Source organism: Mesorhizobium sp. M7A.F.Ca.ET.027.03.2.1, from assembly GCF_003999175.1.
Lineage (GTDB): Bacteria > Pseudomonadota > Alphaproteobacteria > Rhizobiales > Rhizobiaceae > Mesorhizobium.
Genome location: NZ_RZOM01000171.1, coordinates 1 through 7,828 on the forward strand (window position 1 = coordinate 1; position 7,828 = coordinate 7,828).

A 7,828-nucleotide genomic window follows, 5' to 3' on the forward strand; every position below is an offset into this window, starting at 1 on the left:
ATCAGGATCAGCACGACCGGCACCGGCAGGGCGCGGAAGATGTCGGTGTAGCCGACCGCGAGCCAGCGCAGCGGCTTCGGCGCATAGAGCCGCACCAGGCTGATCCCCAGGCCGATGGGGATCCCGATGCCGATGCTCAAAATGCCGAGCAGCAGCGTGTTCAGGAAGCCGCGCAGCAGCGCCGGCAGGCTGGACATGATGACGTCGGGGTTAAAGAAGGTATCCAGCAGCGACATGGGAGCGTTCCCGAACCCGAGAGCAATCATGCTCAGGTTAAAACCAATATGCCTCGCAGATGGCGAGGCGGTCGGCGCGGAAGCCGGCGCTGGAGCATGAAATGAATCGTGCCGGCCTGGAAAGCCGGCACGATGTCAGCGCAGCTTTCAGATCAGGCCTTCGGCAGCGGCATTTCCTTCATGGTCGAGGAGTCGGCCGGCGCGTCGCTGCCGAACCACTTCTTGTGGATGGCGGCCAGGGTGCCGTCCTTCTTCATCGCGCTCAGCGCATCGTTCAGCTTGCCGAGCAGCGGGTGGTCCTTGGTCATCATCAGGCCGTATTGCTCACCGGTCTTGATGCGCTCCTTGACGACCAGGTCCTTCATCTTGGTGAAGGAATACTCCATGCCCGGAATGTCGCTGACGGCCGCATCGACGCGGCCGGCGCTGAGGTCGAGGAGCAGGTTCTGCTGCGTGTCGTAGCCCTTCACGTCGCTGAAGCCATCGGCTTCCTGATGCGCCTTGACCCAGGTTTCGCCGGTCGAGCCGGACAGCACGCCGATGATCTTGCCCTTGAGGTCGGCCTCGGCCTTGATCGCGCTGTCGGTCTTGGTGGCGATGCCCATGTCCGAATCATAATAGGGCTGCGTGAACGACTGTGACTTCAGCCGCTCCGCCGTGATGGTGATCGACGAGATGGCGACGTCGATGCGCTTCGAGGTGGTGGCGGCAAACAGTGCCTGGAAACCGAGATCGGCGATGTCGGTGGTCATGCCGATGCGCTTGGCGGCTTCGTTGACGATGTCGACTTCAAAGCCTTCGAAAGTGCCGCTCTCGTTCTTGTACTCGAAGGGTGGATTGGTCGGGTAGGCGCCGACATTGAGCACATCGGCGGCATAAGCGGTGGCGGGGCCGGCGGCGATGCCGATGGCGGCGGCGAGAAGAAGCAATTTGCGACGTGTGAAGCTCATTTGTGTTCCCTCTGTTGTTGATCGGGCGGGTTGCTCCCGCACGGTTTTTTGCCGCCCCGCACCGCAGGGCGTCAATTCATGGCAGCGACCAATGCGGTCATGGTTGGCGACGTTTTTTGTTGCAGATCGCGGATCTGCGCGCGCACGTCATCGAAGGCATGGCGCGCATTGGATGATGACTGGGACAGTATGAACGACAAGAACTGAGACTCCCACCCGGAGCACCCACGATGGACTGGCCGGCACGATGGACTGGTCTGCACGATGGACTGGCCGGCAAGCCCGTCCGGCAAGGCAATCGCCATCGACTGTGGAATGCTTATCCAAAGTGCGGCGCTTTTCAAGGCGAAAGTTTTAAGCTTAAAAAGCTGCGGTGTCGGTTGCGTGGCGGACACCGTGCGGCCCGCTGGAACCGATACCCGCGAGCGATGGCGACCCGAAGCTATTTCAGGCTTGAAATATCTCGGCACGGGCCTAGCGTGTGCTCTCTCGCCGGGAGGTCGCGACATGAACAAACCACACCCTTTGCACGGCCCGAACAGATTGAAGCTTGGCGTCTTTTCGACCAATGCCGATGGCGGCCTTGCTATCACAGACGTTCCGGAACGCTGGACGGCGAACTGGCAGGACAATGTGACCGCGGCCCAGATCGCCGACCGCGCCGGGCTGGAGTTCATGCTGCCGATTGCGCGCTGGCGCGGCTTTGGCGGCCGCAACAAGGTGCGGGAATGGTCGTTCGAGACCTTCACCTGGGCGGCGGCTCTTGCCATGGCCACCGAACAGATCGGGCTGTTCATGACCGTGCATGTGCCGCTGGTGCATCCGCTCTATGCCGCCAAGGCGCTGGCGACGGTCGACCATATCAGCCAGGGCCGCGCGGGCTTGAACATCGTCTGCGGCTGGAACCCGAAGGAATTCGGCATGTTTGGCACGCCTTTGGTCGAGAAGGGCTACGATCAGGCGGCCGAATGGATCGAAATCCTGGAAAAGCTTTATGCCTCGGCCGAGCCGCTCGACTATGAGGGCACCTATTACCGCCTCAAGGAAGCCGTCAGCCGGCCGGCCAGTCTGCAGGTTCCGCGCCCGGTGACCATGAACGCCGCCTTCGGTGGGCCGGGCCGCGATTTCGCCGCCGCCCGATGCGGCTATCTGTTCACGACCTTTTCCGAAATGGGCGATGCCGGCAAGCATGTCGCCGATATCCGCGAACGGGCCGACAAGGCAGGCCGCGACGTAGGCGTCTACACGGTTGCGCATGTCGTCTGCCGCCCGACGATGGAAGAGGCGCAGGCCTATTATAACAGCTATGCGGTCGATATGGCCGACCACGATGCGGTCGATGCTCACATGGCCGGCAAGAAGGAATTCTCGCAGTCGCACGACCCGCACGCCTATGACCGCTACCGGCAACGCTTCGCCGGCGGCGCCGGCACCTACCCGCTGATCGGAACGCCGGAAACGATCGCCGCCGACATGGCCGCCATTGCCGGGCATAGCTACCAGGGCATCGCGCTGTCCTTCGTCAACTACACCAGGGAGTTGCCCTATTTCTGCGATCACGTGCTGCCGATTTTGAGACAGGCGGGACTGCGCGAATAGTAGCTTTGCTCCGGGAAGCGGCTGCCTGTTGGCGGTCAGGGATTTCATCATCAGTTTAGGTAGAGCATTCGGAATTTGCCGAAGCCTCCCCCAACTTCGTCATCCTCGGGTCTGCGCCGCGTCGCTTCGCTCCTTGCTCCGCCCGTGGATGACGAAGCGAGGGGCGTTTACTCCGGACGAACGAACTCCCTATTCCGGGATGACGGCAGTTGCCTGAATCTCCACCTTGGCCCGGTCCTCTACCAGCGCCACCACCTGCATGGCGGCCATCGCCGGAAAATGCCGGCCGATCACCTCGCGATAGGCCTCGCCGATGCCCCTGAGATTGGCGAGGTATTCGGCCTTGTCGGTGAAATACCAGGTCATCGAGGTGATGTGCTGCGGCCCGGCACCGGCTTCCGCCAGCACCGCGACGATGTTCTGAAGCGTTTGCCGCACCTGGCCGACAAAATCGTCGGTCTCGAACTGGCATTGCCCGTTCCAGCCGACCTGTCCGCCGACGAAGACGAGCTGCCCGCGTGCCGCGACGCCATTGGCGTAGCCGACAGGTTTTGCCCAGCCTTCCGGCTGCAGAATCGTGTGCATTCAAAACCTCCCGGTATCCAAAAACCTAGTCTCAAAATCGCTCGTCAATTTCCAGCCGTCAGGCCGCGCCCATCACTTGCCGCGCAATAACCACTTTCTGCACGTCGGAAGCACCCTCATAGATGCGCAGGGCGCGGATCTCGCGATACAGGCTTTCGACGATATGGCCTTTGCGGACGCCGTCGCCGCCATGCAACTGCACGGCCTTGTCGATGACCTCTTGCGCCTTGTCGGTGGCAAACAACTTGGCCATCGCCGCCTCGCGCGTGACGCGGGGCGCGCCCATGTCCTTGGTCCAGGCGGCGCGGTAGACCAGCAGCGCCGCCGCGTCGACATCCAGCGCCATGTCGGCGATATGGCCCTGCACCATTTGCAGTTCGCCCATCGGCGCGCCGAACAGTTTGCGCTCGGCCACCCTTTTGATGCTTTCATCCAGCGCGCGGCGGGCGAAGCCGAGTGCCGCCGCCCCGACGGTCGAGCGGAACACATCGAGCACCGACATGGCGATGCGGAAGCCATCGCCGGGCTTGCCGATCAGCGCCGAGGCCGGCAATCGAACCTGATCGAAAGACAGCCGCGCCAGCGGATGCGGCGCGATCACTTCCAGGCGTTCGGCGATGCCAAGGCCCTTGGCGTCGCCAGGCACGAGGAAGGCGGAAAGTCCCTTGGCACCCGGCGCCTCGCCGGTGCGGGCAAAGACGACATAGAGGTCGGCGATGCCACCATTGGAGATCCAGGTTTTTTCGCCCGACAGGACATAGCTATCGCTATCGCGGGTCGCCGTCATTTCGGTGTTGGCGACATCCGACCCCGAGCGCGGCTCCGACAGGGCGAAGGCGGAAATCGCCTTTCCGGCACGTGTCTTCGCAAGCCATTCCTGTTGCTCCGGCGTGCCGAACAGGCTGAGCGCGCCGGTACCAAGCCCCTGCATGGCGAAGGCGAAATCGGCCAACCCGTCATGGCGCGCCAGCGTCTCGCGCGTGATGCACAAAGTGCGGACGTCGAGGGGGCCAGGATTGTCTGGGTCGATCGCCGTCGGCTTCAGCCAGTCGTCTCGCCCGAGCTTGCTGACCAGCTCGCGGCAGGCGGCGTCGACATCATGGTGGGAGACCGGCAGGTTTTTCGCGCACCATACGTCGAGCTGCTCGGCCCACTTGCGATGGCGGTCTTCGAAGAACGGCCAGGAGAGGAAGGAGCGGTCAGGCATGGGTGCTTCCACCGCTATTCTCCAGGCCCTGCGCTCTACGGCGCCGGCAGGACAGAGGGGGGCGCTGTCCCGCCAACGTCTCCACGGAAAGCATCATCCTCAATCCCCCTCGAACACCGGCTTTTCCTTGGCCACGAATGCCTTGTAGGCGCGCTCGAAGTCGCGGGTCTGCATGCAGATCGCTTGCGCCTGCGCTTCCGCTTCGATCGCCTGGTCGAGACCCATCGACCATTCCTGGTTGAGCTGCGTCTTGGTGATGCCGTGGGCGAAGGTCGGGCCGGAGACGATGCGCGCCGCCATGTCGAGCGCGTCGGCCTCCAGCGCTGCGGCATCGACCAGCCTGTTGTAGAAACCCCAGCGCTCGCCTTCCGCCGCCGTCATGGTACGGCCGGTGTAGAGCAGTTCGGCGGCGCGGCCCTGGCCGATGATGCGTGGCAGGATCGCGCAGGCGCCCATGTCGCAGCCGGCGAGGCCGACGCGGGTGAACAGGAATGCCGTCTTGGCTTCCGGCGTGGCGATGCGGATATCGGAGCTCATCGCAATGATGGCGCCGGCGCCGACCGCAACGCCGTCGACGGCCGCAATGATCGGCTTGCCGCAATTCAGCATCGCCTTGACGAAATCGCCGGTCATGCGGGTGAAGGCCAAGAGCTCTTTCATGTCCATCTTGACCAGCGGGCCGATAATGTCGTGGACATCGCCGCCTGAGCAGAAATTGCCGCCATTGGAGAGGAACACCACGGCGTCGACATCGTCGGCATAGACGAGGTCGCGGAACGTGTCGCGGAGTTCCGCATAATTCTCGAAGGTCAGCGGGTTCTTGCGCTGCGGCCGGTCGAGCCGGACCTTGGCGATCCTGCCCTCGACCTCCCACAGGAAATGCTTCGGCTTGCGCCCGGCCATTGCGGTCATTCGCGTCCCTCCCAGTTGCTGCGGAACGAGGTCAGCATGCCGGTCAGCCGACGCGCGTCGTCCTCGCTGACCTTGCCCAGCAATTCACCGATCCAGCCTTCATGCGCCGCGGCGATTGTGGCGAAGGCCTGCGTGCCTTCCTCGGTCAGCCGCACCATCGACGTGCGGCGGTCGCCATTGCGCCTAGCGCGGGCAACAAGTCCTTCCGAAACCAGCCGGTCGACGATGCCCGTGACATTGCCGTTGGAGACCAGCAGGAAACGCGACAGGTCGCTCATCAGCATGCCTTCCGGCGCGCGATAGAGGGCTGCCATCACGTCGAAGCGCGGCAGCGTCGTGTTGAACTCCTTCTTCAGCCGCTCGCGCAGCTCGGCCTCGATCGTGCGCGAGGCTCGCAGCAGCCTGATCCACAGCCGCAAGCGGTCCTTGCCGGGTCCCGACGGCGCGGGCAGGGGGCCGGCTACCATGTTTCGCCTCCTGAGATGGAAATCGCCTGTCCGGTTATCGATTGGGCGGCGTCGCCGCACAGCCACAGCACGGCGGCGGCGACCTCATCCGGCTGGATGAAGCGGCCTTGCGGGTTGGTCGAGGCGAGGCTTGACCGCGCTTGCTCGACCGAGCGGCCGGTCTTCTCGATGATGCGCTGGATGGACTCTTCCAGCATTTCGGTTTCCACAAAGCCTGGGCACACCGCGTTGACGGTGACGCCCGATTTCGCCGTTTCGGCGGCAAGAGCCCGCATCAGGCCAACGACGCCATGCTTGGCGGCGACGTAAGACGCGACGTAGGCGTAACCTTTCAGGCCGGCGGTCGAGGCGATGAAAACAATTCGTCCCGTCTTCCGCGCGGCCATGCCGGCCAGCGCCGGCTTCACCGTCAGGAAGGCGCCGGTCAGATTGACGTCGAGCGTCCGCTGCCAGTCGCTGAGCGCGGTTTTGTGCGCCGGGGCGCTGCCGGCCATGCCGGCATTGGCGACGACGATGTCGAAGGGGCCCCGCGCGGCTTGCGCCCTCTGGTAGAGCGCCGCCATTGCCGCCTCGTCGGTGACATCGGCGGCGATGCCGAAGATGCGGTCGTTCTCGCCGGCCACCTCAGTGAGCTCTGCTTCCCGGCGGCCGCAGATGGTGACATCGATGCCCGCACCCGCCAGCGCCAGCGCGATGGCCCGGCCGACGCCGGAGCCGCCGCCTGTGACCAGCGCATGCTTGCCGGGGATCGTCGCGGCGGTACTCATACTTTCAGCCCCGCGGCCGCTTCGCGCTCGGCCAGACGGTAGAGCTGGTCGCGCCCGGGCAGATAGGGATCCGGCCATTTGACACCACGGTCGCCGAGCGTGACGGCGGCATGCAGTGTCCAGTAGGGATCGGCGAGATGCGGCCGTGCCAGTGCGACGAGGTCGGCGCGGCCGGCCATCAGGATCGAATTGACATGGTCCGGCTCGTAGATGTTACCGACCGCCATCGTCGCCATGCCGACTTCGTTGCGGATGCGGTCGGAAAACGGCGTCTGGAACATGCGGCCATAGACAGGCTTGGCCAGTGCCGAGGTCTGGCCTGCCGAGACGTCGCAGATGTCGACGCCGGCCTCGTGCAGCAGCCGTGCGATCTCCACCGCGTCGGCCGGTGTGACGCCCTCGATGCCCACCCAGTCATTGGCCGAAATGCGCATCGAGATCGGCTTCTCCGCCCGCCAGGCAGCGCGCACCGCGCGGAAGATTTCGAGGGGATAGCGCATGCGATTGTCAAGCGAACCGCCATAGTCATCCGTGCGCCGGTTGGTGACCGGCGTGATGAAGGACGACAAGAGATAGCCATGCGCAGCGTGGATCTCGAGCATGTCGAAGCCGCAACGATCGGCCATCTCGGCCGAAGCCACGAATTCGTCGCGCACGCGGTCCATGTCGGCGCGATCCATCGCCTTCGGCACCTGATTCTGCGGCGACCACGCCACGGCTGAGGCCGCCATCACCGGCCAGTTGCCCGAGGTCAACGGCATGTCGGTGCCTTCCCAGCCGAGCCGGGTCGAGCCCTTGGCGCCGGAATGGCCGATCTGGGCGCAGATCTTCGCCTCGGTCTCGGTGTGGACGAAATCGACCAGCCGCTTCCACGCCACCTCATGTTCGGGCGCGTAGAATCCCGGACAACCGGGCGTGATACGGCCTTCCGGGCTGACGCAGGTCATCTCGATATAGATGAGGCCGGCGCCGCCCTTGGCCCGCTCGGCATAATGGGTGAAATGCCAGTCGGTCGGACAGCCGTCGACGGCCTTGTACTGCGCCATCGGCGAGACGACGACGCGGTTCTGCAGCCTCATGTCGCGAAGCTTGAACGGCGCGAACA

The 7,828-nt window shown here is 64.3% G+C and carries 9 protein-coding genes and 1 pseudogene; 1 reads left to right on the top strand and 9 read right to left on the bottom strand.

What is annotated here, in order from left to right:
- The 3 genes from EN750_RS10325 to EN750_RS10335 all read right to left on the bottom strand — a co-directional run.
- Positions 1–236, bottom strand: a 236-nt coding sequence (locus tag EN750_RS10325) for an ABC transporter permease subunit (protein ID WP_145967537.1), incomplete at its 3' end; no start/stop codon positions are given.
- 152 nt (positions 237–388) lie between these two features.
- The gene (locus EN750_RS10330) at positions 389–1,186 is read right to left on the bottom strand and encodes an ABC transporter substrate-binding protein (protein ID WP_127268313.1); all 798 of its coding nucleotides are present in this window, start codon (positions 1,184–1,186) and stop codon (positions 389–391) included.
- 71 nt (positions 1,187–1,257) lie between these two features.
- A complete protein-coding gene (locus EN750_RS10335) occupies positions 1,258–1,581 on the bottom strand; it encodes a hypothetical protein (protein WP_127322019.1) in 324 nt (107 codons plus the stop codon).
- A gap of 112 nt (positions 1,582–1,693) precedes the next feature.
- Here EN750_RS10335 and EN750_RS10340 point away from each other — a divergent pair, with 112 nt between their 5' ends.
- Complete coding sequence (locus EN750_RS10340) at positions 1,694–2,785, top strand: LLM class flavin-dependent oxidoreductase (protein WP_127396361.1); 1,092 nt, start codon at positions 1,694–1,696, stop codon at positions 2,783–2,785.
- A 189-nt stretch (positions 2,786–2,974) separates the two neighbouring features.
- On the opposite strand, the gene EN750_RS10345 is transcribed toward EN750_RS10340, so the two are convergent.
- From EN750_RS10345 to EN750_RS10370, 6 genes and pseudogenes are all read right to left on the bottom strand, one after another.
- A complete protein-coding gene (locus tag EN750_RS10345; RefSeq protein WP_024503394.1) occupies positions 2,975–3,370 on the bottom strand; it encodes a RidA family protein in 396 nt (131 codons plus the stop codon).
- Between the two features lie 58 nt (positions 3,371–3,428).
- Positions 3,429–4,577, bottom strand: coding sequence for an acyl-CoA dehydrogenase family protein (locus tag EN750_RS10350; RefSeq protein ID WP_127396362.1), 1,149 nt, complete (start codon positions 4,575–4,577; stop codon positions 3,429–3,431).
- Positions 4,578–4,676: 99 nt separating this feature from the next.
- Entirely contained in the window at positions 4,677–5,489 is an 813-nt protein-coding gene (locus EN750_RS10355) for an enoyl-CoA hydratase family protein (RefSeq protein WP_127396363.1), read from the bottom strand.
- A complete protein-coding gene (locus EN750_RS10360; RefSeq protein WP_023811475.1) occupies positions 5,486–5,956 on the bottom strand; it encodes a MarR family transcriptional regulator in 471 nt (156 codons plus the stop codon). The genes EN750_RS10355 and EN750_RS10360 overlap by 4 nt, the downstream gene beginning before the upstream one ends.
- Positions 5,950–6,723 carry an SDR family NAD(P)-dependent oxidoreductase gene (locus EN750_RS10365; RefSeq protein WP_127396364.1) on the bottom strand — a complete coding sequence of 258 codons (774 nt, stop codon included), beginning with the start codon at positions 6,721–6,723 and terminating at the stop codon, positions 5,950–5,952. The genes EN750_RS10360 and EN750_RS10365 overlap by 7 nt, the downstream gene beginning before the upstream one ends.
- Positions 6,720–7,828 (bottom strand): annotated as a pseudogene (locus tag EN750_RS10370) (bifunctional salicylyl-CoA 5-hydroxylase/oxidoreductase); the annotation flags it as partial. The pseudogene EN750_RS10370 and the gene EN750_RS10365, both read right to left, overlap by 4 nt.

What these genes read in the sequence shown, in the direction of transcription:
- EN750_RS10330 (WP_127268313.1), bottom strand. Translation starts at nt 1,186, where the DNA reads ATGAGCTTCACACGTCGCAAATTGCTTCTTCTCGCCGCCGCCATCGGC.
- EN750_RS10340 (WP_127396361.1), top strand. Translation starts at nt 1,694, where the DNA reads ATGAACAAACCACACCCTTTGCACGGCCCGAACAGATTGAAGCTTGGC.
- EN750_RS10345 (WP_024503394.1), bottom strand. Translation starts at nt 3,370, where the DNA reads ATGCACACGATTCTGCAGCCGGAAGGCTGGGCAAAACCTGTCGGCTAC.
- EN750_RS10350 (WP_127396362.1), bottom strand. Translation starts at nt 4,577, where the DNA reads ATGCCTGACCGCTCCTTCCTCTCCTGGCCGTTCTTCGAAGACCGCCAT.
- EN750_RS10355 (WP_127396363.1), bottom strand. Translation starts at nt 5,489, where the DNA reads ATGACCGCAATGGCCGGGCGCAAGCCGAAGCATTTCCTGTGGGAGGTC.
- EN750_RS10360 (WP_023811475.1), bottom strand. Translation starts at nt 5,956, where the DNA reads ATGGTAGCCGGCCCCCTGCCCGCGCCGTCGGGACCCGGCAAGGACCGC.
- EN750_RS10365 (WP_127396364.1), bottom strand. Translation starts at nt 6,723, where the DNA reads ATGAGTACCGCCGCGACGATCCCCGGCAAGCATGCGCTGGTCACAGGC.